Raw genomic sequence first — 22,973 nt, 5'->3', positions numbered from 1 at the left:
CCACCTGGACCCTCACCCCCACCACCACATAGACCAAAGGGCCGCCCGGCCTACGGCCGGACAGCCCCCCAACAAGATCTTCATCAGCCTTCTAGACCCCTCGTCAAAGCGGTGCCGGGCCAGGCGGGATTTCGCCGACAGGGCCCGGGGACGCCCGGCCCTGATCCACCGGGCACGTCCGGGTCACTAGACTCGGCCGGGCGTAGGCAGCCGCCCGGGGGAGATCGAGTTGAGCAACATACCGGAGACCGGCCGGACCCCTCGGGTCCAGAACCGGCTCGTCATCATCCAGGTCGTGGTCTTCTCCCTCCTGCTCACGCTGGGCGGACGGCTCTGGTACCTCCAGATCCGCAACGGCCAGGACTACACGGACGAGGCGAAGAACAACCACGTCCAGCAGGTGGTCCAGCCGGCCGTGCGCGGCTCGATCCTCGACTCGCGCGGGGTCCCGCTCGCCGACAACGCGACCCACCTCGTGGTCTCCGCCAGCCGTACCGAGCTGCTGACCATGAAGGACAAGGGCAGGTCCGTCCTGACCCGGCTCGCCGGGGTCCTGGGCATGGACCCCCAGGAGGTCATCGACAGGGTCCGCCTCTGCGACTCCAAGACCAAGCAGCCCTGCTGGAACGGCTCCCCCTACCAGCCGATCCCGGTCAGCGACGAGGCGACCACCGAGCAGGCGCTGCAGATCCGCGAGCACCCCGAGGACTTCCCCGGCATCACGGCCGAGGCGACCGCGCTGCGCCGGTACGCCGCCCCGGACCAGGCCAACACCTCCCAGGTGCTGGGCTACCTCTCCCCGGTCACCGACGAGGAGATCGCCAAGGCGAAGAAGACCGACTCCCCCTACCTGCGCTCCGACCAGGTGGGCCGCTCCGGCCTGGAGCGCACCTACGACAAGGAGCTGCGCGGCAAGGCCGGCATCACCCGCTACGAGGTGGACAACCTCGGCCGCGTCATCGGGCAGGGGCGGACCGACCCGGCGCAGCCCGGCTCGAACATCGTGACCTCGATTGACTCGCGCGTGCAGGCGGTGGCCGAGCGCGAGCTGAACAACGCCATGATCGACGCGCGCAAGGTCAGGGACAGGAACACCAACCGCAACTACGAGGCCGACTCGGGCGCGGTCGTGGTGATGGAGACCCGAACGGGCCGGATCGTCGCGATGGCCTCGAACCCGACCTACGACCCCAACGCCTGGGTGGGCGGCATCTCCGCGAAGGACTACGCCTCCCTCACCGACAAGGCCTCCAACTACCCGCTGCTGAACCGGGCGATCCAGGGGCAGGCGGCGCCCGGCTCCATCTTCAAGGTGGTCACCTCGACCGCCGCGGTCAACGCCGGCTACCCCTTCAACAACCGCTACCCCTGCCCCAGCTCGTACTCGGTGGGCAGTCAGACCTTCACGAACTTCGAGTCGCAGGGTTACGGCGACATCACCATCGGCCGGGCCCTGGAGGTCTCCTGCGACACCGTCTACTACCTGATCGCGGACCAGGAGTGGAAGAAGGACGGGGGCATCAAACCGAAGAAGGACCCGAAGGACTGGTTCTTCAAGACGGCCCACGAGTTCGGTCTGGGCAAGCGCACCGGCATCGACCTGCCCAACGAGGTGCCCGGCCGGATCCCCGACCGCAAGTGGAAGCAGGACTTCTTCGACGCCAACAAGGACGCCTGGTGCCGGGACGGCAAGAAGAACGGCAGCTTCGCCGAGAAGATCGCCTACGAGAACTGCCGCCAGGGCAACCAGCTGCGCGAGGGTGACGCGATCAACTACTCGATCGGGCAGGGCGACACGCTCGTCACCCCGCTCCAGATGGCGTCCGTCTACGCGGCCATCGCCAACGGCGGCACCCTCCACCAGCCGAGCGTCGGCAAGGCGGTCGTCAGCGCCGACGGGACGTCGGTGCGGGAGATCGCCCCCAAGGAGCGGGGGAAGCTCCCGATGGACAAGAAGACCCGTGACAACATCGACGCGGCCCTCGCCGGCGTGGCCACCGACGGCAGCGCCGCCTGGCGCTTCGGCGGCTGGCCGCAGAAGCAGATCCCGATGCACGCCAAGACCGGCACGGCCGAGGTCCAGGGCAAGCAGACCACCTCGTGGTTCGCCTCGTACACCGAGGACTACGCGATCGTCATGACGATCTCCCAGGGCGGCACCGGCTCCGGGGCCTCGGGCCCGGCCGTCCGCAAGATCTACGAGGCGATGTACGGGCTCGACCCGACGGGCAAGCAGGACCTCACCAAGGCCCTGCTGCCCACGCCCGCCACGGCGCTGCCCGCGATCCGGCCGGACGGGGAGATCTCCCCGAACTGATTCCCGATCTAGGACGGAAGCTGACCTGGATCATGCGTAGCGTGTGGTGTGTCGGGGGAGAGGCCCCCGGCGACACCACGCAGAGGCGGTCGGGTCATGGCTCAGCTTTCCACCGAGGTCCCCGGCGACGAGCGCGGCACGCTCCTCGCCTTCGTCGAGGCCCAGCGCACGGCGGTCCGTGAATCCCTCGCCGGGCTCGACGAGGAACGGGCCGGGAGCCGGCCGAGCGCCAGCGAGCTCTCCCTGTCCGGGCTGCTCAAGCACGTGGCGGAGGTCGAGCTGAACTGGCTGCGGCTGGCCCAGCAGCGGCCGAACGAGCGGCTGCGCGACGAGGCGAGCCACAGCGAGAGCTTCCGCCTCGTCGAGGGCGAGTCCATCCCGTCCGTGCTGGCCTTCTGGGACGGCGTCCGGCAGGAGACGGAGGCCTTCGTCGCCGCCGTCGAGAGCCTGGACGAGACCTTCCCGCTGCCGCCGGCGCCGTGGTTCCCCAAGGACGCCGAGGTCTCCATCCGCTGGATGCTGCTGCACCTGGTGGAGGAGTTCGCCCGGCACGCGGGCCACGCGGACATCGTCCGCGAATCCATCGACGGCACCAAGGCGATGGGGTAGGGCGTGTCGGCGGGGGCACAGCCCGGCCCCTGTCGGCGATCCGGCTCACTGCCCTCGGCGCCGTCCGCGGGCACGGGCTGCCGCCGGAGCGGACTTGCACCTCACGCGGCGTGAGGAACCACAGTGGGGGGCGTACCCGAGCAGAGGAGGGAAGGAATGGGTTTCTCAGTGGGCCAGGTGGCCGGTTTCGCCGGGGTCACGGTGCGCACCCTGCACCACTACGACGAGATCGGGCTGCTCTCCCCGGGCGGCCGCAGCCACGCGGGACACCGGCGGTACGACGACGCCGACCTGGACCGGCTGCAGCGGATCCTGTTCTACCGGGAGCTCGGCTTCCCCCTCGACGAGGTCGCGGTCCTGCTGGACGACCCGGATTCGGATCCCCAGGAGCATCTGCGCCGGCAGCATGCCCTGCTGACCGACCGGATCGCCCGGCTCCAGCAGATGGCCAAGGCCGTTGAGCACGCCATGGAGGCGAAGAAGATGGGCATCAACCTCACGCCCGAGGAGAGGTTCGAGGTCTTCGGGGAGCAGGACCCGGAGCGTTACTCCCAGGAGGCCGAGGAGCGCTGGGGCGACACCGAGGCGTACGCCGAGTCGCAGCGCCGCGCGGCCTCGTACACCAAGGACGACTGGCAGCGGATGCAGGACGAGTCCGCCGAGTGGGGCCGCCGGTACGCGGCGGCCATGGAGGCGGGCGAACCCGCCGACGGAGAGCGGGCCATGGACCTGGCCGAGGAGCACCGCCTGCACATCCACCGGTGGTTCTACGACTGCCCGTACGAGATGCACACGTGCCTCGGTGAGATGTACGTGGCGGACGAGCGGTTCACGGCGTTCTACGACGCCATGAAGCCGGGCTTCGCGGCGCACCTGAGGGACGCGATCCTCGCGAACGGTGTACGCGGGGTGTAAGCGGAATATCACGCACTCGACCCCCGCCGGTACCTGGAACCGGGCGGGGGTCGTGTGCGTTGATAATTGAAACCGCCCCCATCGCTGTTCTTCCCCTCGATCCAGGAGAGCCCGGAACCCGTGTATACGCTTGCGCTCGGCCCTGAGTGGCTGTCCCCGGACTACCTGATCTCGCACTTCGGCCTGATCGGCATCCTGGTCATCGTCTTCGCCGAGTCGGGTCTCTTCGCCTTCCTCCCCGGCGACTCCCTGCTCTTCACCGCGGGCCTGCTGGTCGCGGACGGGCAGTACATCAAGCAGCCGCTGTGGCTGGTCTGCACCCTGATCGTCGCCGCCGCCATCATCGGCGACCAGGTCGGCTACATGATCGGCAAGTACTTCGGCCCGAAGCTCTTCAACCGGCCGAACTCCAAGCTCTTCAAGCGGGAGAACCTGGACAAGGCGCACGAGTTCATGGACAAGCACGGCCCCAAGGCCATCGTGCTCGCCCGCTTCGTGCCGATCATCCGTACCTTCGCCCCGATGGTCGCGGGCGCCGGCGCGATGAAGTACCGCACCTTCCTGACCTACAACATCATCGGCGGCATCGGATGGGGCGCGGGCGTCACCATCGCGGGCTACTGGCTCGGACAGATCGAGTTCATCAAGACGAACATCGAGCCGATCCTCGTCGGCATCGTCCTCATCTCCGTCATCCCGGTCGTCTTCGAGGTGCTGAAGGCCCGCAAGGAGGCCAAGGCGAACGCCGGCCAGGCGTCGGAGGCGGTCGTGGCCGCCGACGGCACCGGCCCGCAGTCCCCGGGCCAGCGCGGACGCCACGCCAAGCGCTGAGGCCCCACGCGGGACGACACGTCGAACGGGCCGCACGCCCGCCCCACCGGGGCCGGGGTGCGGCCTGTTCCGCGTACCGGGAACCGGGCGGAGGCCGGCGGCCCGCTCAGTAGCCGCGGGTCCGCTTGGCCGCGGCGCGGCCCTTGGCGGCGCTCGCCGCCCCGGGGATGCGCATGAACAGCCGGGAGGTCTCCGAGCCCAGGTTGACCCCGATCGCGATGGCCAGGGCGATGGCCGCGGCGTTCACCAGGGAGCCCAGCCCCTCGTTCAGCCGGTCCTCGGCGATCAGCAGCAGCCCGTAGTACGTCGCCGAGCCCGGCAGCAGCGGCCCGATGGCGGCCGTGACGAACGGCAGGGCGGACGTGAAGCGGTAGCGGGAGAAGAGCTGCCCGAAGAGACCGACCAGCCCGGCGGCCACGCACGTGGACGGCACGGGCGGGATCCCGCCCGCGTAGTGCAGGGCCCCGAAGGTCACCCACGCCACCCCGCCGTTGAGGGTCACGATCCACACCGTGGAGCGTTCCTGCTGGAGCAGGATCGCGAAGGTGAAGACGAGCACCATCGACGCCGCGATCTGGATCAGCGGCCGCTCGGTGATCTGCAGGACCTCCTCGGGCTTGGGCGAGGCCCCCAGCTGCAGCCCGAGGTAGAGCACGACCAGTACGCCCATGATGATGCCGATGAAGAGGTACATGACCTCCAGGAGCCGGGCGGCGGCGGTGATGTAGAAGCCGGTCAGGCCGTCCTGCACGGCCGCGACCAGGGCCCGCCCCGGCAGCAGCGCGAACAGCCCGCCGGTGATCACGGCGGAGGCCTTGATGTTCTCGATCTCCGCGAGCTTGAGCGCCACCCCGAAGGCCGCCGGCGGCATCGCGGCGACCACGAACTGGTAGAACTCGGGCAGCCCGCGCCCGGCGCACAGCCAGGCGAGCCGGTCCCCGAGGACCGCGCCGAGGGCGGCCGCGCAGAAGACCAGCACCCTGCCGCCGACCAGGACCGAGGCGGCCCCGGCGAGCAGCCCGGCGGCCGCCGTGAGCACCCACGTGGGGTACGGGTGGCGGTTGCGCCGGATCTCGGCGAGGCGCCGGTAGGCCTCCTCCAGCGAGATGTCGGTCTCCGGCGAGCTGATGTCGGCCACCAGCCGGAACACGGCCGCCAGGCGCGTGTAGTCGGTGCCCCGGCGGCGTACGGTCCGGCTGGCCGAGACCGGGTGGTCGACCAGCGACGGCTGGTGCGTGATCGACAGCATGGTGAAGGTGACGGTCGGCTCGCAGCGGTCCAGCCCGTAGGAGCGGGCCACGGCGAACATCGCGGCCTCCACGTCCTCCGAGCCCTCGCCGCCCGACAGCAGGAGCTCCCCGATGCGCAGCGTCAGGTCGAGCACACGGCCCACGGCGGGCCCCGTCTCGCTCGGCCGCTGCACCAGGTCCGGTACGGGACGCACGTCGACCGGCATGCGCAGCATCGTGCGCATGCGGTCCTGCCAGGGGGACTCCTTCATCTGGGCGACGGGGAAGCCCTGGCCGGGGGTGTAGGCGGGCGGGGACTGCGCGGCGCTGTAGGTGGCCGGCGCGGCGAAGGCCGAGCCCTCGGGCTCGGGCGGAACCGGCCCGGTGTTCGCCGGGCGGACGAATTCCGAGGTGGGCTGGTCGTCGGCGGACACCTCCGGCTCGATGCCGGGAGGCGGCGTGAAGGCGCTGTGCGCCTCGTCGGACTGGGGCTTCCTGTCCTCCGTCCCGTCGGCCTCCGCCACGCGTCCTCCCGTTCGTGATCAGCCCGGACCATCAGTATGCGGAACCGTTTCCTCCCCGTCGAAACCTGGTTCCCCGGCCCGGGAACACGACGGCGGGCGGCATCCCCCGAGGGGATGCCGCCCGCCATGTCACGGGGGCGCGGGGGAGTGCCCCGGCCCGTTCACCGCCGAGCGCGAGCTCAGTGGTGGCCGCCCTGCGCCTCCAGGCGCTTGTACGAGGCCTCGATCTCGGCCTCGGCCTCGGTGCGGCCGACCCAGTTCGCGCCCTCGACGGACTTGCCCGGCTCCAGGTCCTTGTAGACCTCGAAGAAGTGCTGGATCTCCAGGCGGTCGAACTCGGACACGTGGTGGATGTCGCGCAGGTGCTCGACACGCGGGTCGGAGGCCGGCACGCACAGCAGCTTGTCGTCGCCGCCCGCCTCGTCCGTCATGCGGAACATGCCGATGGCGCGGCACTTGATGAGGCAGCCCGGGAAGGTCGGCTCGTCCAGGATGACCAGCGCGTCCAGCGGGTCGCCGTCCTCGCCGAGGGTGTTCTCGACGAAGCCGTAGTCGGCCGGGTAGCTGGTCGAGGTGAAGAGGCGACGGTCCAGACGGATCCGGCCGGTCTCGTGGTCCACCTCGTACTTGTTCCGCGAACCCTTGGGGATCTCGATGGTGACGTCGAACTCCACGTCCTGCTCCTCCATGATCAGCTTCAGTGCTTCGAGACGGCATTGGTTCAAGTGCGTGCGCGTCCGGCCCGCCCTGTCGGGTGGGGTGCCATGCTCGCGGCAAGACGCAGTGGTTAAGTGTCCCTCACGCATATGTGTGATCGCGAAAGGGGCTGGTCCGAGGTGCCATTGGTCAAGACCTGGCAGCTCACCGCGGGTGCGGCCGTCGCCGGCCTCGCCCTGTCGGTGGCAGCGGTGACCGCCGCCGGTCCATGGGACTCCGGCCAGCGTAAGGCCGAGCGGGACAAGGCCGCCTCCTGGGGCCGTACGGGTGGCGCAGATCACGATGGCGGCTCCGCCGCCGGACCCCTTCCGCAGGCCGCGCCCAGCGCCCCGGGAGTGCTGGGCGCCGTCGGTCCCGGCGTCCCGCGGGGGCAGGCGGCCGCCGCCGCGCCCGCCGACGCGCTGGCCGCCAGGCTGCGGCCGCTGCTGGCCGATCCGGCGCTCGGCACCGTCCGGACCGCCTCCGTCGTGGACACCGCCACCGGGCAGGTCCTGTACGAGTCCGGGGCGCGCGACGCGATGACCCCCGCCTCCACCGTCAAGATCGTCACCGCGGCGGCCGTGCTGGCCGCGCTCGGACCCGAGCACCGGATCAGGACCACCGTCGTGCCCGGCGCCACCCCCGGGCAGGTCGTCCTGGTCGGCGGTGGCGACCCCTCCCTCACCGCGAAGAAGAAGAGCCCGGCCGGATCGGGCGGCAGCCTCGTCGCCCTGGCCGCCGACGCCGCCCAGGCGCTCAAGGCCGCCGGCACCGACACCGTGACCCTCGCCTACGACGACAGCCTCTACAGCGGCCCCGTACGGCACCCGATCGGCGTCAACCCCAACATCGCCCCCGTGACCGCCCTGGCCGCCGACGAGGGCCGCCCCGACGAGTCCGTCTCCGGACCCGTGGACCGCGCCGACGACCCGGCCCGGGCCGCCGCCCGCGCCTTCCGCACCCTGCTGGCGGAACGCGGCGTCGAGGTCACCGGGGAACCGGTGCGGGCCAAGGCCGCCGCCGGAGCCCAGCCGCTCGCGGTCACCCTGTCCACCCCCGTGGCCGGGCTCGTCGAACGGATGCTGACCAACAGCGACAACGACATCGCCGAGGCCCTCGCCCGCCAGACCGCCCTCGCCTCCGGGCAGCCCGCCAGCTTCGAAGGGGCCGAGAAGGCGGTCACCGCCAGGATCGCCGGACTCGGCATCGACACGGCCGGCTTCCGCTTCGCCGACGGCAGCGGCCTGAGCCGCGCGGACAAGGTCAGCGCCGGCCTGCTGACCGCCCTGCTCGCCAAGGCCGCCGACCCCGGCCACCCCGAGCTGCGGCCCGTCCTCACCGGGCTGCCCGTCGCCGGGTTCACCGGGACCCTGCGCGCCCGCAACGCCGGCAGCTCCCCGGCCGCCGGCCTGGTCCGCGCCAAGACCGGCACCCTCACCGGGGTGAACTCCCTGTCCGGCACCGTCGTCGACGCCACCGGAAGGCTCCTCGCCTTCGCCTTCCTGACCGCGAACAGCCCCGGCCCGGAGGGCGCCGAGAAAGGCCTCGACAAGCTGGCCGCGGCCGTCGCGGGCGCTCCGTAGGGGGTCCGCCGGACGGCTCGCCCACGTACGGTTGACGCATGACGAGCATCAGTGGTGCGGAGATGGTCGACTGGAACCTCGCGGTGGCGACCGCGACCCGGCTGGTACGGCCCGGCCCGGAGGTCACCCGGGACGAGGCGCGGGCCGTCGTCGCCGAACTGCGCGGGCACGCCAGGACATCGGAACGGCACGTGCGCGAGTTCACCCGGATGATCCCCGAGGGGGCCACCGTCCCCGACACCCCCGTCCTGGTCGTCGACCGGGCCGGGTGGGTCAAGGCCAACGTCGCCGGATTCCGGGAGCTGCTGATGCCGCTCCTGGGCAAGATGCAGGACCGCCGGGCGAACGCCCCCGGCGGAGCCGTCCTCGGAGCCTTCGGCGGCAAGGTCACCGGCGTCGAGCTGGGCATGCTGCTCAGCTTCCTGGCCTCCAGGGTGCTGGGCCAGTACGAGACCTTCGCGCCCGCCTCCCGCGACCTGCCGTCCTCCGCGGCGGGCGGCCGGCTGCTGCTCGTCGCCCCGAACATCGTGCACGTCGAGCGCGAGCTGGAGGTGGCTCCGCACGACTTCCGGCTGTGGGTCTGCCTGCACGAGGAGACGCACCGTACCCAGTTCACGGCCGTCCCGTGGCTGCGCGCCCATCTCGAAGGCGAAATCCAGACGTTCCTCGGCGCCACCGACGTGGACCCCATGACGGTCCTGGAACGCATCCGGGAGGCCGCCCAGTCCTTCGCCGGGGCCCGCCCGGACGCCGAGCGCGGCGACGACGGCCGCTCCCTCGTCGAGCTCGTGCAGACCCCCGAGCAGCGCGAGATCCTCGGCCGCCTCACGGCCGTCATGTCCCTGCTGGAGGGACACGCCGACTTCGTCATGGACGGCGTCGGCCCCCAGGTGGTGCCCTCCGTCGCCGAGATCCGCGAGAAGTTCCAGCAGCGCCGCGCCAGCGGAGCGGGCCGCCTCGACGCCGCCCTGCGCAAGCTGCTCGGCCTCGACGCCAAGCTGCGCCAGTACCGCGACGGCGAGCGCTTCGTACGGGCCGTCGTCGGCCAGGTCGGCATGGACGGCTTCAACCGGGTCTGGACCTCCCCGAACACGCTGCCCACCAAGGCGGAGATCGACCGTCCCGCCGACTGGGTCGCCCGCGTCCACGGCAAGGGGAGCGAAGGGGGCGGAGAGCGCCGGGAGGGGTGACGCCGGGAGCACCGGCCCGCCGGGCGGCGGCGGGCCGGCACGGCGCGGCCCGCGGCTTCCCTCGCGTTCACCCGCGCCACATGTGACGGAGAGGCCTAAACATGTCTCACTGGGGGAAGCAGCATCACCCGTCCGAGGGACCGTGAGCCGTATAAGGGCGTGCGATGCTCAGGGAACGGCTCGGTTCTGTCACCATCGACGCACTCTGAGTGACATCCTCCCGTTCCGCGGGGGCAGCCGGGCAAGCACCCCCCAGCACACCACCCCGAAGCCTCCGAGGCATCCGAACTCCATCGAAGGGCACCGGACATGGGTCCCCATCCTGCGGTCGCGGCGATACGCCTGGCGGTCCGCCGCGTACTCCACGACGTCCTCACCGAGCTCACCGACCACCCCCGGACCCCGTCCGGAGGCATCCCCCGTGCCGACCGTCTCACCGGCGCGGGCACCCCGCCACTCGTGCTCGTCGCCTGTTCCGGCGGCGCCGACTCCATGGCACTCGCCTCGGCGCTCGCCTTCGAGGCCCCCAAACTCGGCATCCGGGCCGGCGGCATCACCGTCGACCACGGACTGCAGGCCGGCTCCGACCTGCGCGCCGCCGAGGTCGTCGCCCGCATGACCGCCCTCGGCCTCGACCCGGTGGAGTCCGTCGCCGTGCGCGTCGGCCGTGACGGAGGCCCCGAGGCCGCCGCCCGCGACGCCCGCTACGGCGCCCTGGACGACGCCGCCGACCGCCTCGGAGCCGTCGCCGTACTGCTCGGCCACACCCGGGACGATCAAGCGGAAACCGTCCTGCTCGGGCTGGCCCGCGGATCCGGTATCCGCTCGCTCTCCGGCATGCCGGAGGTCTCCGGCGGCGCGGGCCGCCGCAGCCACCGCTACCGCCGCCCCTTCCTCCAGGTCGACCGGCAGACCGCCCGCAAGGCGTGCATGGTCCAGTCCCTGGCCGTCTGGGACGACCCGCACAACATGGACCCCGCCTACACCCGCTCCCGCCTGCGCCACGAGGGACTGCCCGCCCTGGAGAAGGCGCTCGGCAAGGGGGTCGTGGAGGCCCTCGCCCGCACCGCCCAGCTCTCCCGCGACGACGCCGACGCCCTGGACGCCTGGGCCGCCGAGGCGGAGGGCGGCGTACGCGACGAGGACGGCCGCCTGGAGTGCGCCAAGCTGTACGCCCTGCCCCCGGCCGTCCGCCGCCGCGTGCTGCGCAGGGCCGTCGTCGCGGCGGGCTCGCCCGCGGGCTCCCTCTTCGCCCGTCACATCGAGGAAGTCGACCGCCTCATCACCGGATGGCGCGGTCAGGGCGCCATCAACCTGCCCGGCCGGGTGGAGGCCCAGCGGCAGGGTGGCAGACTTGTCATCCGGCAGGGCTGATTGGTGCTGAAACACGGCTGAGTCCTCCGGGGGACACCCCGGAGCCCCGGCCGACAACGAAAGTGATGCGGGTGGACGAGAAGGACATGGGCAACGACCTCCAGTCGGTGCTCATCACCAAGGAAGAGATCGACGCGAAGCTGGCCGAGCTGGCCGCGAAGATCGACGCGGAGTACGCGGGCAAGGACCTGCTCATCGTCGGTGTCCTCAAGGGCGCCGTCATGGTGATGGCGGACCTGGCGCGCGCCTTGTCCACCCCGCTCACCATGGACTGGATGGCGGTGTCCTCGTACGGCGCCGGGACCCAGTCCTCCGGTGTGGTGCGGATCCTCAAGGACCTGGACACCGACATCAAGGACAAGCACGTCCTGATCGTCGAGGACATCATCGACTCCGGTCTGACGCTGTCCTGGCTGCTGTCGAACCTGGGCTCCCGCCAGCCGGCCTCCCTGGAGGTCGTCACGCTGCTGCGCAAGCCCGAGGCCGCGAAGGTCGCGATCGACGTGAAGTGGGTCGGCTTCGACATCCCCAACGAGTTCGTGGTGGGCTACGGCCTCGACTACGCCGAGAAGTACCGCAACCTGCCGTTCGTCGGCACGCTCGCCCCGCACGTCTACGGCGGCTGACCCGCCGCGCCCCCGGGAATCCCCGGCGCCGCCGGGGAACCTGGGGGCGATTCCCGCCGTTGGAGCAGGGGAAGGCGGGTCTGTCAGCCGTCCCACGGGCCGCGGGTGACAATTCAGGGGTACATTCCGAAGAACAGTCTTTACTCACACAGCAGCATTTACCTACGGGCAGGAGGGACGGGGTGCCCGGCACCCCGTATGGATGGACGTGAAGCGATACTTCCGTGGGCCGGTCATGTGGATCGTGCTGGCCGTCCTCGCCGTGGTCGTGTTGATGAATGTCGTCGGCTCCGGCGGCGGCTACAAGTCGGTGGACACCAGCGAGGTCATCAAGGCGATCAACACTGGCCAGGTGGAGACAGCCAAGCTGACCACCGGCGACAGCCAGATGATCAAGATTGAGCTCAAACAGGGCGAGAAGCTCGGCAAGCACGACGGCACCAAGTTCCAGGCCAACTACATCGGGGATCAGGGCGTCCAGCTCGCCCAGAGCCTCCAGACCAAGTACGACGCCGGTCAGATCCCGGACGGCTACTCCGTCACCCCGGACAAGACCAGCCCGTTCCTCAGCGTGCTGCTCTCGCTCCTGCCCTTCGTCCTCATCGTCCTCGTCTTCCTGTTCCTGATGAACCAGATGCAGGGCGGCGGCTCCCGGGTCATGAACTTCGGGAAGTCCAAGGCCAAGCTCATCACCAAGGACACCCCGAAGACGACGTTCGCCGACGTCGCGGGCTCGGACGAGGCCGTCGAGGAACTCCACGAGATCAAGGAGTTCCTCCAGGAGCCGGCGAAGTTCCAGGCCGTCGGCGCGAAGATCCCCAAGGGCGTGCTGCTCTACGGCCCGCCCGGCACCGGAAAGACCCTGCTCGCGCGCGCCGTCGCGGGCGAGGCCGGTGTCCCCTTCTACTCGATCTCCGGTTCCGACTTCGTCGAGATGTTCGTCGGTGTCGGTGCCTCGCGTGTCCGTGACCTGTTCGAGCAGGCCAAGGCCAACGCCCCGGCGATCGTCTTCGTCGACGAGATCGACGCCGTCGGCCGGCACCGCGGTGCGGGCCTCGGCGGCGGCCACGACGAGCGCGAGCAGACCCTGAACCAGCTGCTCGTCGAGATGGACGGCTTCGACGTGAAGGGCGGCGTCATCCTGATCGCCGCCACGAACCGCCCCGACATCCTCGACCCGGCGCTGCTGCGTCCGGGCCGCTTCGACCGGCAGATCGCGGTCGACCGCCCCGACATGCAGGGCCGTCTGGAGATCCTCAAGGTCCACCAGAAGGGCAAGCCGGTCGCCCCTGACGTCGACCTGGGCGCCGTCGCCCGCCGTACCCCGGGCTTCACCGGTGCCGATCTCTCCAACGTCCTCAACGAGGCCGCGCTCCTCACGGCCCGCTCGGACAAGAAGCTGATCGACAACCACGTCCTGGACGAGGCGATCGACCGCGTCGTGGCGGGCCCGCAGAAGCGGACCCGGATCATGTCGGACCGCGAGAAGAAGATCACCGCGTACCACGAGGGCGGTCACGCCCTGGTCGCGGCGGCCTCGCCGAACTCCGACCCGGTCCACAAGATCACGATCCTGTCCCGCGGCCGGGCCCTGGGCTACACCATGGTCCTGCCCGACGAGGACAAGTACTCGACCACGCGCAACGAGATGCTCGACCAGCTGGCGTACATGCTGGGCGGGCGCGCGGCCGAGGAGCTGGTCTTCCACGACCCGACCACGGGCGCGGCGAACGACATCGAGAAGGCCACCGCCACGGCGCGGGCCATGGTCACGCAGTACGGCATGACCGAGCGTCTCGGCGCGATCAAGTTCGGCGGCGACAACACCGAGCCGTTCCTGGGCCGCGAGATGTCGCACCCGCGGGACTACTCGGAAGAGGTCGCGGCGTTGGTCGACGAAGAGGTCAAGAAGCTCATCGAGACCGCGCACAACGAGGCCTGGGAGATCCTCGTCGAGAACCGCGACGTCCTCGACAACCTGGTCCTCGCACTGCTGGAGAAGGAGACGCTGGGCAAGGAGGAGATCGCCGAGATCTTCTCGACCATCGTCAAGCGCCCGGCCCGCCCCGCGTGGACCGGCTCCTCCCGCCGCACCCCCTCCACCCGGCCGCCGGTGCTCTCCCCCAAGGAGCTGCAGCTGACGAACGCGGCGAACGGCACGTCCGCCGTCGCGCCCGTCTCCACGGAGAAGGGCATCGAGGTGGCTCCGGAGGACCGCGCCGAGTAGCCGTCGGGCTCGACCCACCCGGAATGGAAGCCGCGCCCCCCAGGTTCTAGCCTGGGGGGCGCGGCACATTTGTACGACCGCGTGTGCGGACAGGAACGAGGATGAGATGACCGACCCAGTGACCCTGACCGGTGACGAGGGCAGGATCGGTGAGTTCGACGAGAAGCGCGCGGAGGCAGCGGTCCGCGAACTCCTGATCGCGGTCGGCGAGGACCCGGACCGCGAGGGCCTCCTGGAGACCCCGGCGCGCGTGGCGCGTGCCTACCGGGAGATTCTGGCCGGTTTGTGGCAGAAGCCCGAGGACGTTCTGACGACGGTGTTCGACCTGGGGCATGACGAGATGGTCCTGGTGAAGGACATCGAAATCGTCAGTCTGTGCGAGCATCATCTGCTGCCTTTCCACGGAGTCGCCCACGTCGGCTACATCCCGGCGGAGAACGGCAAGATCACGGGCCTGTCGAAGCTGGCCCGTCTCGTGGAGGTCTACGCCCGCCGGCCGCAGGTGCAGGAACGCCTTACGACGCAGATAGCGGACTCCCTGATGGAGATCCTCGACGCGCGCGGCGCCATCGTGGTGGTCGAGGCGGAGCACATGTGCATGTCGGTCCGCGGCATCCGCAAGCCGGGCGCCAAGACCACGACGTCCGCGGTTCGCGGGCAGCTCCGTTCCACGGCCACCCGGGCCGAGGCGATGAGCCTCATCATGGCGCGCTAGCCGCATGGTCGGTGCTGCCCGTCAGGGTCCCCCTCCGTGACTTCGGTTCACGGCAGGGGACCGATGTCCTGGGGTGTGCCGAGCAGGCAGACGGTCAACGTGGTGGGAGGCCTGATCCCTAGGCCCGGGCCGGGGACTGCGGGCCGGGGTCCTCGTCCTCGGGGAGCTTCAGGACGCGCTCCAGGAAGAGGGCGGCCGCGATGACCGCGAAGCCCGCGAGGACCGAGAAGGCGGCGTACCAGGCCTGGTCGCGGCGGGCCGGGACGTCCAGCGAGTCGGTCAGCAGGAAGACGCCCACACCGCCGTACATACCCGCCACCAGTGCGGCCACCAGGGCGCTGGCCTGCCCGAAGACCACTGCGCGGGCCGCCATCAGCGGCTCCACGCCCTTCGCACCCGGGCGGCGCTCGCGCTGGGCCTTGAGCCGGGCCCGCAGGGACAGCGCCGTGGCCAGCAGCACCACGGCGATCACCCCCAGGACGATCGGCGCGGCCAGCGGAACGCCCGGCAGGGTGCCGTAGGCGTTCCACAGCCGGGCACCGGCCCAGGACAGGACCCCGGCGACCACGAAGATGCCCGCCAGGATCCCCGGCCTCAGTTGCTTCACTTGCCCGTTCCCCACTTTCAGCGAGTAGCCGTGAACAGGCTACTAACGACTACTCGGGGAGGCGGAGTTCCAGGTCGGGGCGCGGCGTGACACCGCTCAGGCCGATTCCGGCCAGCAGGCCGGCGACCGGGCCGTGGCCCGGGATCCGGGCTTCCGGGTCGATGTCGTGCCAGGGGGCCAGGACGAAGGCCCGCTGGTGGGCGCGCGGGTGCGGGAGGGTGAGGACCGGGTCGTCCGAGACGCGGTCGGCGTACGCGACGATGTCGACGTCGATCGTGCGCGGGCCCCAGCGCTCCTCCCGGACGCGGTCGAAGGCCTCCTCGATGGCGTGTCCGCGCTCCAGCAGCGAGGACGGCGGCAGGGTGGTCTTCACCGCGATGACCGCGTTGAGGTACGAGGGCTGCGAGCCGGGCTCGACGCCCCACGGCTCGGTCTCGTAGACGGGGGAGACGGCCTTGACCCGCAGGCCGGGGGTGTCGCCGAGGGCGTCGATGGCGCCCTGGAGGGTCTCCAGGCGGTTGCCGAGGTTCGCGCCGAGCGCGATGACGGCCCATTTCGGGTTGGACAGGGTCACGTCCGCCGCGTCGACCGTCTCGACGACGGCGGCGGGTACCGGCTGGACGGTGGGGTCGCTCTGAGCGTTCAGTCCGTTGTTCATGCGCGGCTCCGGGTGATCGTGATGGTCACGTCGTCGAAGGGGACGGTGATGGGCGCGTCCGGCTTGTGCACGACGACCTCCACCTGCGCCACCGCTTCGTGCTTGAGGCACTGCTGGGCGATCCGTTCGGCCAGGGTCTCGATCAGGTCGACGGGCTCGCCCTGGACCACGTCGACGACTTCCTCGGCGACCACCCCGTAGTGCACGGTTTTCGCCAGGTCGTCTCCGGCCGCCGCGGGGCGGGTGTCGAGGTGCAGCACGAGGTCGACGATGAAGGTCTGGCCCTCCTCGCGTTCCCGGGGGAAGACGCCGTGGTGCCCGCGAGCCTTGAGGCCGCGCAGCGCGACACGATCCACGCGAATCACTCCTGCTTTCGTAGGTGCTTCCGGCCTCGGGGCTGCCCCGGGGCCATGGGCCTGCGCCGAGTGCGGTCGGCGTCGTCCGACTTCGAATTTACCTGCGAAACAGTCCGGTCCCCGCCGGAGGGGTCACGAGGCGGGGTCCTCGTCGTCCTCGTCGGACTCCGTGAGGACGGGAGAACCGTGGTGGGACCACAGGCGCCAGCCCTCGGATGTGCGTCGGAACACATTCGTGGCGACGACCAGCTGGCCGACGAGCGGGCCGAGCTCTCCGCCGTCCTCGGCGGGGCCGCCGCTGAGGATGTTCTCGGTGCACGTCACCAGGGCCGTGTCGCCTATGACGGCCACCTTGGTGTCGGTCAGGAAGAACTGGATGTACTCGGTGTGGGACATGATCAGCGCGTACGAGCGCAGCACCTCGCCGCGGCCCGAGAGGACCGGCCAGCCGGGGTGCACGCAGGAGATCTCGTCCTCCAGCCAGAGCGCCGACAGAGCGTCGAAGTCCCCCCGCTCCATTGCCTCGTAGAAGGCCGTGTTGACCTCTTCGACCGCTTCGATGTCGGTTCTGCTCACTGTTCTCCTTGTCGGTCGACGGGGGTCAGAGTGCCCCTTCCACGGCGCGGGCCACCCGAACCGCGTCGGCGGTCGCCCGTACCTCGTGGACCCGTACGGCCCAGGCGCCCTGGTGGGCGGCGATCGCGGAGACGGCGGCCGTGGCGGCGTCGCGTTCGCGGGCGGGGGGCGGGGTGGCGTCGCTCCCGCCGGCCAGGACCCGGCCGAGGAAGCGCTTGCGCGAGGCGGCGACCAGCAGCGGGAAGCCGAGGGCGCGCAGGTCGGCCAGGTGCGCGAGCAGGGCCAGGTCGTGCTCGGCGTTCTTGGCGAAGCCCAGGCCCGGGTCGACGAGGAGCCGCTCGGGGGCGATGCCGCCGGTGACGACCGCGTCGATCCGGGCCCGGAGCTCGGCGGTGACCTCGGCGATCACGTCGTCGTAGACGGCGAGGCTGTTCATGTCGGCGCTGAAGCCGCGCCAGTGCATCACCACGAAGGGCACCTCGGCCGCGGCGACGGCCGGGATCATGCCGGGGTCGGCGAGGCCGCCGCTGACGTCGTTGACCAGTGTGGCTCCGGCCTCGACGGCCCGGGCGGCGACGGCCGCGCGCATGGTGTCGACGGAGACGGTGACGCCCTCGGAGGCCAGGCCGCGCACCACGGGGACGACGCGTCGCAGCTCCTCCTCCTCGTCGACGCGGGAGGCGCCGGGGCGGGTGGACTCGCCGCCGACGTCGACGAGGTCGGCGCCCTGGGCGACGAGGTCGAGGCCGCGCTTGACGGCGGCGGTGGTGTCGAACCAGCGGCCGCCGTCGGAGAAGGAGTCGGGGGTCACGTTGACGACGCCCATGACCGCGCAGCGGTCCCATTCCGGCAGACCTGCGACCCGGCCCCTGCCGGTGGCTCCGCGCTTCGTGTTCATGGCTCCAGGGTAGGGCTGACCTGGAGATGACAGCCCCTGTGCCCGTCGCCGCCCTGTGCCCGCGGGGGCGGCGGGGTCCTGGCCGGGGAGGCCGAAGGCCCGGTCGGGGGCTGACCGGGCCTTCGGGGGGTGTCGCGGGTGCGGCGGGGGGTTACGCGGGCTGGACCTCGCGCTCGGCCTGCTGGGGGACGGACGCCATCAGGTTGTGGGTGCAGGTGCGGACCGGCTTGGGACGGCGGCGGCCGGCGAAGAGCCGGGGCAGGGCCAGCGTCACGAAGCCCTCGGCCTGCATGGCGGCGAAGCCGATGCGGGGCAGGTCGCGGGTGGCGCGGAAGACCACGAAGCGCGGCTCCCAGCGGGGGCGGAACTTCGCGTTGAACTTGTACAGCGACTCGATCTGGAACCAGCGGGAGAGGAAGACCAGCAGGCTGCGCCACATCCGCAGGACGGGGCCGGCGCCGATCTTCTCGCCGCGGGCCAGGGCCGAGCGGAACATCGCGAAGTTCAGCGAGACCCGCTCGACGCCCAGGGCGGGGGCGGCCTCCAGGGAGGCCACGATCAGCAGCTCGTTCATGCCGGGGTCGGCGCCGCGGTCACGGCGCATCAGCTCCAGCGACATGCCGTCCTTGCCCCACGGCACGAAGTGCTGGATGGCCTTCAGGTCGCCGAAGGGGCTGGTGTCGTCCTCTTCGACGCGGTGCGCGGTGGCGATGAAGCAGTCGCCGTCGCCCGGGTCGCCGACGCGGCCGAGCGCCATCGAGAAGCCGCGCTCGGTGTCGGTGCCGCGCCAGGCCTCGGCGGCGCCGCGGACCTGCTCCAGCTCCTCCTCGGTCAGCTCGCTGACCCGGCGGACCTTGGTGGTGTAGCCGTTGCGCTCGATGCGCTTCACCATCTGGCGGACATTGCGCATGGCGCGGCCCGAAAGGGAGAAGTCTTTGACATCGACAATCGCCTCGTCACCCAGCTCCAGGGCGTCCAGGCCGGTCTCGCGGGTCCAGACCTCGCCACCGGTCTCGCTGCAGCCCATGACGGCCGGGGTCCAGGAGTGGGCCTTGGCCTCCTCCATGAACCGCTCGATCGCGCCGGGCCACGCCTCGACGTCGCCGATCGGGTCGCCGGAGGCGAGCATCACGCCGGAGACGACGCGGTAGGTGACGGCGGCCTTGCCGCTGGGGGAGAAGACGACGGCCTTGTCGCGGCGGAGCGCGAAGTGGCCGAGGGAGTCGCGGCCGCCGTGCTTGGCGAGGAGCCCGCGCAGCTGGGCCTCGTCGTCGGCGGTGAGCCGGGCGGCCGGGTGCTCGGGGCGGAAGGCCAGGTAGATGGTGGTCAGCGCGGTCAGCATGCCGAGCGCGCCGAGGGAGTAGCCGACGGTCCAGGACACCCGGCCGGCGTAGTCGACGGGGCCCTCGTAGCCGAAGAGGCCCTGGATGACGTGGGAGAGCTGCTCGGACAGGCCGGGGTTGCCGACGACCTTGCCCGGGTGGACGTTGACGATGACCAGTCCGAGCCCGATGGAACCGGCGCTCATGAGGACGAAGTTCGCGAGCGCCTTCCAGCGGCTGCGCGGGTCGGGCAGCGCCTTGAACTCACCCTGGTGCCGCAGGAGCAGCGCGAGGAGCAGCGCCGCGATGACCACGCCGATGACCGAGTTGCGGTAGATGAACTGCGCTGCCGCGCCTGCGGGCAGCAGGACGACGGCGGCCCGCCAGGCGCGCCGCTTGTGCCGCTTGAGGCCGTGGGCCAGCAGCAGGAGCAGGACGCCCACGCTGATGGACAGGGCGGCCGCGAACGGGCCGAGGGAACCGGGGAGCACCTCGGTGACCGCGTGGATCCGGCTGTGCCGGAAGCGCGGGAAGACACCCGCCGCGATGTCCAGAAGGCCGACGATCGTGACGGCCGTACCCACCAGGCCGGGCACCGACTCGGGCTGTGGGCCTCTGAGGATTCGGCGGACCCGGCTCGGAACCTGTCCCGACTTATCGCCATCTATCCTGCTAGACATCGCTTCCCGTTGCTCCGCGAGAGATCATGTGGCCGAAGGCCGCGACAGCCTCCGGTGTGGTGCGTCCCTTAGGACGACATCGGCGGGGAACGGGTTCACTCCTCTGCCGGAAATTTCCAGTCCTGCCATCAGAAAGTCGACTGACTGCTCATGGGTCTCACCAGTAATACGGTCCTGGCGCTGGCCGTCCTCGCCGGTGTGCTGCTGTTCGCGGCCACCATCTGGTTCTGGCCGAAGCTCTCCGGCCGCACCTGGCGTGCCTTCGCCGGCCGGATCGGGCTCCTGTTGGCGACCCAGCTGGCGCTGTTCTCGGCCGTGGGTCTCGCGGCCAACAAGTCCTTCCTGTTCTACGGTTCCTGGGCCGACCTGTTCGGCCAGGAGACGTCGATGGGCAAGGTCGTCGACCACTCGATGAGCAGCAAGGACATCAAGGTCGTCGACAAGCAGAAGCTGGACGTGCCCGGCGGGGCCAAGCCCCAGGTGGGCGGTCAGATCCTGAAGGTCGCCATATCTGGGCAGAAGTCGAAGATAACGAGCCCGGGCTATGTGTGGCTCCCGCCGGAGTACTTCCAGCCGCAGTACAAGGACGAGAACTTCCCGGCGTCCATCGTCCTGACGGGCTACCCGGGCACCGCCGAGAACCTGATCAAAGGGCTCGACTACCCGATGAAGGCCTTCAGCCTGTCCAAGGCGGGCAAGATGAAGCCGATGATCCTGGTCATGCTGCGCCCGACGGTGGCGCCGCCGCGTGATACCGAGTGCGTCGACGTCCCCGACGGTCCGCAGACCGAGACCTTCTTCGGGGTGGACCTCCCGCAGGCCGTCCAGGACACCTTCCGGGTGGGCAAGAAGCCCGAGAACATGGGCTTCATCGGCAACTCCACCGGCGGTTACTGCGCCCTGAAGATCGCCGCGCACTACCCGCAGACCTTCGGTGCCGCCGCGGGTCTGTCCGCGTACTACGACGCCCCGGACGACCCGACGACCGGTGACCTGTTCCACGGGGACGCGAAGCTGAAGAAGCGCGCGGACATCCTGCACGTCATGGAGAACAAGAAGCCGGCCGGTACGTCCTTCCTGGTCACCAGCAGTGAGAAGGGCGAGCCGAACCTCGCGGACACCAGGAAGTTCATCAAGAAGGTGCAGGGCCCGGACCGGGTCTCGTCCATCATCCTCGACAGCGGTGGCCACAACTTCAACACGTGGCGCCGTGAGATCCCGCCGATGCTGATGTGGATGAGCGGCCGCATCCAGGCCTGACGGCCGTGCGGCACGACAGCGTGAGCGGGGGTCCGACCGGGGTCGGGCCCCTTTCTCAGTGCCCGCTTCCGATCCGCTGATTTGGGTGGCAGGACGGCCTAAGGTTTTCCGGTCTGACGCTGTGAGGGCAGCGGATCGCGTTCCGTCGCGGTCTTGAGGGCTGTGCCCGGTCCGCTCGGGGTGGTGAAAGCCAATGCCCGAAAGTCACATCGAGGTCGGAAGCGTCAGCCAACAGCGATGCGAACAGATCGTCGCTGAGCTGCGTGAAGTGGTCGAGCAGCAGTCGCGAGGGTCGTTCGTCATCGGGGACCGCGCCTTGGAGATCGAGCCGTTGCGTGGGGTCGGCGGACGGTCCGCGGGCGAGAGGGTGCCGGTGGTCCGGGACTCGCTGACCAGGCTGGCAGATGACATCGGGTTGTCCTTCAGCGCGGTTAAGGGGGCCCGGTTCACCGCCTCGCGGTGGCCGAAGGAACATCGTCGGCCGGACGTTTCGTTCAAGGTCCACCGAGTGCTGGCGCACATCGAGGACGAGGAGGAGCGGTTCGCCGCAATCTGCACCCCACCCGAGGGAAGGACCCGCTGGACGGCCGATGCCGCCAAACGCCGGGTCGGCAATCGGGTGGAGATCCCGGTCACGCCGGAGGAGAAGGTCAGCGCGATCCATGCCCTGGCCCGCGACGAGGAAGTGGCCGCGGCGGTGACGACCGAGCTCCTGCGTCGGGCGACGGTGGCCGCTCAGGTCAGCGCTGAGGACAAGGTCCGGGTCGTGGAGGAACTGACCCGCGACGAAGGCGTCGCCGCGGCGGTGACCACCGGTCTCCTCAAGCGCCCGGCGGTGACTGCCCAGGTCGGCCGGGAGGACAAGGTCCGGGCGGTGGAGGAGCCGACTCGCGACGAGTCGGTGGCCACCGAGGTCACCACGGGCCTGCTGCGACGTCCGGATGTTGCGTTCAAGGCCATGTCCGATGACCGGGCTCGCCATGAGGTCAATCACGCCCAGGTCGAGCGGGGCCGCCAGGCCCGCGAGCACTTCGAGCGCACGAGTCCGGTCGCGCCGACGGCCCGCCAGATCGAGCGAACCATGGAGTTCATGGACCTGGTCACGGCCTGCCACTCCTTTGTCGCCTCCGCCGGCCGTACGGTTCCGGGCCTTCGGGACCGCCAGCTCGGCGAGGACGAAAAGGCGATCGTCCATGAGAACGTGGCCCGCGTGAGGGCCACGCTCGACTGGATCGAGACCGCGGTCGACACCGGCAAGGTCGACGTCGACGGCGAACTCGCCCGTCTCCTGAGCGGCCAGTAGTCATGCCCCGCGCGTCACGGCGCCGGAGCCAGGCCGCAGAGCGGCACGCCGACACACTCCGCTTCATCCTCTTCGAGGCCCGCCCAGCGGGCCTGCTCTTCCACCAGATCGTCGCGGCCAGCGAACTCTCACCCAGCCAGTACGGGCAGGCCTCGCCTGCCTGCGCGACATCATCGCCGCGAACAACTGGCCGCCCCTTATCTGGACCAGGGTCGACGGCTACCAGCTCGGAGCCGAACGGGCAGCCCTGGAAGCCTACGAACGATCCGTGATCAACGAGAAACTCACCGCGTTCCGCCGGTTCATCACCGGCACCGTCGCACCCCACGCCGCCGCCCACTTGGTCGACAAGTGGGTCAAGCACATCGTCGCCCAGCTCAACTCCATCAGTTCCTCCGCTGGGTATCCCCGGCTTCAGCCGGGGCGGGAAAGCGGAACGGTGCGGAGCACCGTTGTTCGTTGACGTCAGGACAGAGG

At 70.5% G+C, this 22,973-nt stretch carries 19 protein-coding genes and 2 pseudogenes; 13 read left to right on the top strand and 8 right to left on the bottom strand.

The features are described 5' to 3' along the window. Window positions 1–229 precede the first annotated feature (229 nt). The 4 genes and pseudogenes from mrdA to ACIPXC_RS33840 all read left to right on the top strand — a co-directional run. A pseudogene (gene mrdA / locus ACIPXC_RS33855) lies at window positions 230–2,305 on the top strand (penicillin-binding protein 2); the annotation flags it as partial. A gap of 108 nt (window positions 2,306–2,413) precedes the next feature. Continuing rightward, the gene (locus ACIPXC_RS33850; RefSeq protein ID WP_401626006.1) at window positions 2,414–2,926 is read left to right on the top strand and encodes a DinB family protein; all 513 of its coding nucleotides are present in this window, start codon (window positions 2,414–2,416) and stop codon (window positions 2,924–2,926) included. A 156-nt stretch (window positions 2,927–3,082) separates the two neighbouring features. After that, on the top strand, window positions 3,083–3,841 hold the full coding sequence (locus ACIPXC_RS33845; protein WP_401626004.1) for a MerR family transcriptional regulator: 759 nt from the start codon (window positions 3,083–3,085) through the stop codon (window positions 3,839–3,841). A 120-nt stretch (window positions 3,842–3,961) separates the two neighbouring features. Continuing rightward, window positions 3,962–4,672 carry a VTT domain-containing protein gene (locus ACIPXC_RS33840; RefSeq protein ID WP_401626001.1) on the top strand — a complete coding sequence of 237 codons (711 nt, stop codon included), beginning with the start codon at window positions 3,962–3,964 and terminating at the stop codon, window positions 4,670–4,672. 106 nt (window positions 4,673–4,778) lie between these two features. On the opposite strand, the gene ACIPXC_RS33835 is transcribed toward ACIPXC_RS33840, so the two are convergent. Both ACIPXC_RS33835 and ACIPXC_RS33830 read right to left on the bottom strand, forming a co-directional pair. Further along, on the bottom strand, window positions 4,779–6,425 hold the full coding sequence (locus ACIPXC_RS33835) for a threonine/serine exporter ThrE family protein (protein WP_401625998.1): 1,647 nt from the start codon (window positions 6,423–6,425) through the stop codon (window positions 4,779–4,781). 179 nt (window positions 6,426–6,604) lie between these two features. Next, window positions 6,605–7,099, bottom strand: a complete 495-nt coding sequence (locus ACIPXC_RS33830) for an inorganic diphosphatase (protein WP_008742522.1) — start codon at window positions 7,097–7,099, stop codon at window positions 6,605–6,607. Between the two features lie 162 nt (window positions 7,100–7,261). Between ACIPXC_RS33830 and dacB the strand changes: the two genes are divergently transcribed. From dacB to folE, 6 genes are all read left to right on the top strand, one after another. After that, on the top strand, window positions 7,262–8,704 hold the full coding sequence (dacB, locus tag ACIPXC_RS33825) for a D-alanyl-D-alanine carboxypeptidase/D-alanyl-D-alanine-endopeptidase (RefSeq protein WP_401625995.1): 1,443 nt from the start codon (window positions 7,262–7,264) through the stop codon (window positions 8,702–8,704). 38 nt (window positions 8,705–8,742) lie between these two features. Further along, a complete protein-coding gene (locus tag ACIPXC_RS33820; RefSeq protein ID WP_401625992.1) occupies window positions 8,743–9,894 on the top strand; it encodes a zinc-dependent metalloprotease in 1,152 nt (383 codons plus the stop codon). A 309-nt stretch (window positions 9,895–10,203) separates the two neighbouring features. After that, the gene (gene tilS / locus ACIPXC_RS33815) at window positions 10,204–11,268 is read left to right on the top strand and encodes a tRNA lysidine(34) synthetase TilS (protein ID WP_401625989.1); all 1,065 of its coding nucleotides are present in this window, start codon (window positions 10,204–10,206) and stop codon (window positions 11,266–11,268) included. Window positions 11,269–11,333: 65 nt separating this feature from the next. Next, window positions 11,334–11,894 (top strand): hypoxanthine phosphoribosyltransferase, encoded by a 561-nt coding sequence (gene hpt / locus ACIPXC_RS33810; RefSeq protein ID WP_030010907.1) that lies wholly within the window; start codon window positions 11,334–11,336, stop codon window positions 11,892–11,894. Window positions 11,895–12,096: 202 nt separating this feature from the next. Beyond that, the gene (ftsH, locus tag ACIPXC_RS33805) at window positions 12,097–14,121 is read left to right on the top strand and encodes an ATP-dependent zinc metalloprotease FtsH (protein WP_401625986.1); all 2,025 of its coding nucleotides are present in this window, start codon (window positions 12,097–12,099) and stop codon (window positions 14,119–14,121) included. Window positions 14,122–14,227: 106 nt separating this feature from the next. Then, entirely contained in the window at window positions 14,228–14,836 is a 609-nt protein-coding gene (folE, locus tag ACIPXC_RS33800; RefSeq protein ID WP_401625984.1) for a GTP cyclohydrolase I FolE, read from the top strand. A 118-nt stretch (window positions 14,837–14,954) separates the two neighbouring features. On the opposite strand, the gene ACIPXC_RS33795 is transcribed toward folE, so the two are convergent. From ACIPXC_RS33795 to ACIPXC_RS33770, 6 genes are all read right to left on the bottom strand, one after another. Then, window positions 14,955–15,443: a DUF3180 domain-containing protein gene (locus ACIPXC_RS33795; RefSeq protein ID WP_401625982.1), complete on the bottom strand. Its 489-nt coding sequence runs from the start codon at window positions 15,441–15,443 to the stop codon at window positions 14,955–14,957. A gap of 49 nt (window positions 15,444–15,492) precedes the next feature. Further along, window positions 15,493–16,101: a 2-amino-4-hydroxy-6-hydroxymethyldihydropteridine diphosphokinase gene (folK, locus tag ACIPXC_RS33790; protein ID WP_046777910.1), complete on the bottom strand. Its 609-nt coding sequence runs from the start codon at window positions 16,099–16,101 to the stop codon at window positions 15,493–15,495. Further along, a complete protein-coding gene (gene folB / locus ACIPXC_RS33785; protein WP_030010912.1) occupies window positions 16,098–16,457 on the bottom strand; it encodes a dihydroneopterin aldolase in 360 nt (119 codons plus the stop codon). The genes folK and folB overlap by 4 nt, the downstream gene beginning before the upstream one ends. A gap of 132 nt (window positions 16,458–16,589) precedes the next feature. Next, window positions 16,590–17,033, bottom strand: a complete 444-nt coding sequence (locus tag ACIPXC_RS33780; RefSeq protein WP_386456423.1) for a nuclear transport factor 2 family protein — start codon at window positions 17,031–17,033, stop codon at window positions 16,590–16,592. Between the two features lie 25 nt (window positions 17,034–17,058). Next, on the bottom strand, window positions 17,059–17,859 hold the full coding sequence (gene folP, locus ACIPXC_RS33775) for a dihydropteroate synthase (RefSeq protein ID WP_401626009.1): 801 nt from the start codon (window positions 17,857–17,859) through the stop codon (window positions 17,059–17,061). Between the two features lie 223 nt (window positions 17,860–18,082). Next, complete coding sequence (locus ACIPXC_RS33770) at window positions 18,083–19,933, bottom strand: phosphatidylglycerol lysyltransferase domain-containing protein (RefSeq protein WP_401625977.1); 1,851 nt, start codon at window positions 19,931–19,933, stop codon at window positions 18,083–18,085. Window positions 19,934–20,083: 150 nt separating this feature from the next. On the opposite strand from ACIPXC_RS33770, the gene ACIPXC_RS33765 reads away from it, so the two are divergent. The 3 genes and pseudogenes from ACIPXC_RS33765 to ACIPXC_RS33755 all read left to right on the top strand — a co-directional run bounded on the left by ACIPXC_RS33765 (window position 20,084) and on the right by ACIPXC_RS33755 (window position 22,959). After that, on the top strand, window positions 20,084–21,193 hold the full coding sequence (locus ACIPXC_RS33765; protein WP_401625974.1) for an alpha/beta hydrolase: 1,110 nt from the start codon (window positions 20,084–20,086) through the stop codon (window positions 21,191–21,193). Between the two features lie 193 nt (window positions 21,194–21,386). Then, entirely contained in the window at window positions 21,387–22,496 is a 1,110-nt protein-coding gene (locus tag ACIPXC_RS33760; protein ID WP_401625972.1) for a DUF6192 family protein, read from the top strand. A gap of 2 nt (window positions 22,497–22,498) precedes the next feature. Further along, a pseudogene (locus tag ACIPXC_RS33755) lies at window positions 22,499–22,959 on the top strand (RacP protein). Window positions 22,960–22,973: the final 14 nt, after the last annotated feature.

The organism is Streptomyces sp. NPDC090021 (genome assembly GCF_044748225.1).
Taxonomy (GTDB): domain Bacteria; phylum Actinomycetota; class Actinomycetes; order Streptomycetales; family Streptomycetaceae; genus Streptomyces.
The sequence above is the reverse complement of the archived record's forward strand: the minus strand, read 5'-3'. Positions and strand labels throughout refer to the sequence as shown.

Coding starts and splice junctions, on each gene's coding strand:
- ACIPXC_RS33845 (WP_401626004.1), top strand. CDS start 3,083: ATGGGTTTCTCAGTGGGCCAGGTGGCCGGTTTCGCCGGGGTCACGGTG.
- ACIPXC_RS33760 (WP_401625972.1), top strand. CDS start 21,387: ATGCCCGAAAGTCACATCGAGGTCGGAAGCGTCAGCCAACAGCGATGC.
- ACIPXC_RS33850 (WP_401626006.1), top strand. CDS start 2,414: ATGGCTCAGCTTTCCACCGAGGTCCCCGGCGACGAGCGCGGCACGCTC.
- folP (WP_401626009.1), bottom strand. CDS start 17,859: ATGGGCGTCGTCAACGTGACCCCCGACTCCTTCTCCGACGGCGGCCGC.
- folE (WP_401625984.1), top strand. CDS start 14,228: ATGACCGACCCAGTGACCCTGACCGGTGACGAGGGCAGGATCGGTGAG.
- tilS (WP_401625989.1), top strand. CDS start 10,204: ATGGGTCCCCATCCTGCGGTCGCGGCGATACGCCTGGCGGTCCGCCGC.
- ACIPXC_RS33765 (WP_401625974.1), top strand. CDS start 20,084: ATGGGTCTCACCAGTAATACGGTCCTGGCGCTGGCCGTCCTCGCCGGT.
- ACIPXC_RS33820 (WP_401625992.1), top strand. CDS start 8,743: ATGACGAGCATCAGTGGTGCGGAGATGGTCGACTGGAACCTCGCGGTG.
- ftsH (WP_401625986.1), top strand. CDS start 12,097: ATGGACGTGAAGCGATACTTCCGTGGGCCGGTCATGTGGATCGTGCTG.
- folK (WP_046777910.1), bottom strand. CDS start 16,101: ATGAACAACGGACTGAACGCTCAGAGCGACCCCACCGTCCAGCCGGTA.
- hpt (WP_030010907.1), top strand. CDS start 11,334: ATGCGGGTGGACGAGAAGGACATGGGCAACGACCTCCAGTCGGTGCTC.
- ACIPXC_RS33770 (WP_401625977.1), bottom strand. CDS start 19,933: ATGTCTAGCAGGATAGATGGCGATAAGTCGGGACAGGTTCCGAGCCGG.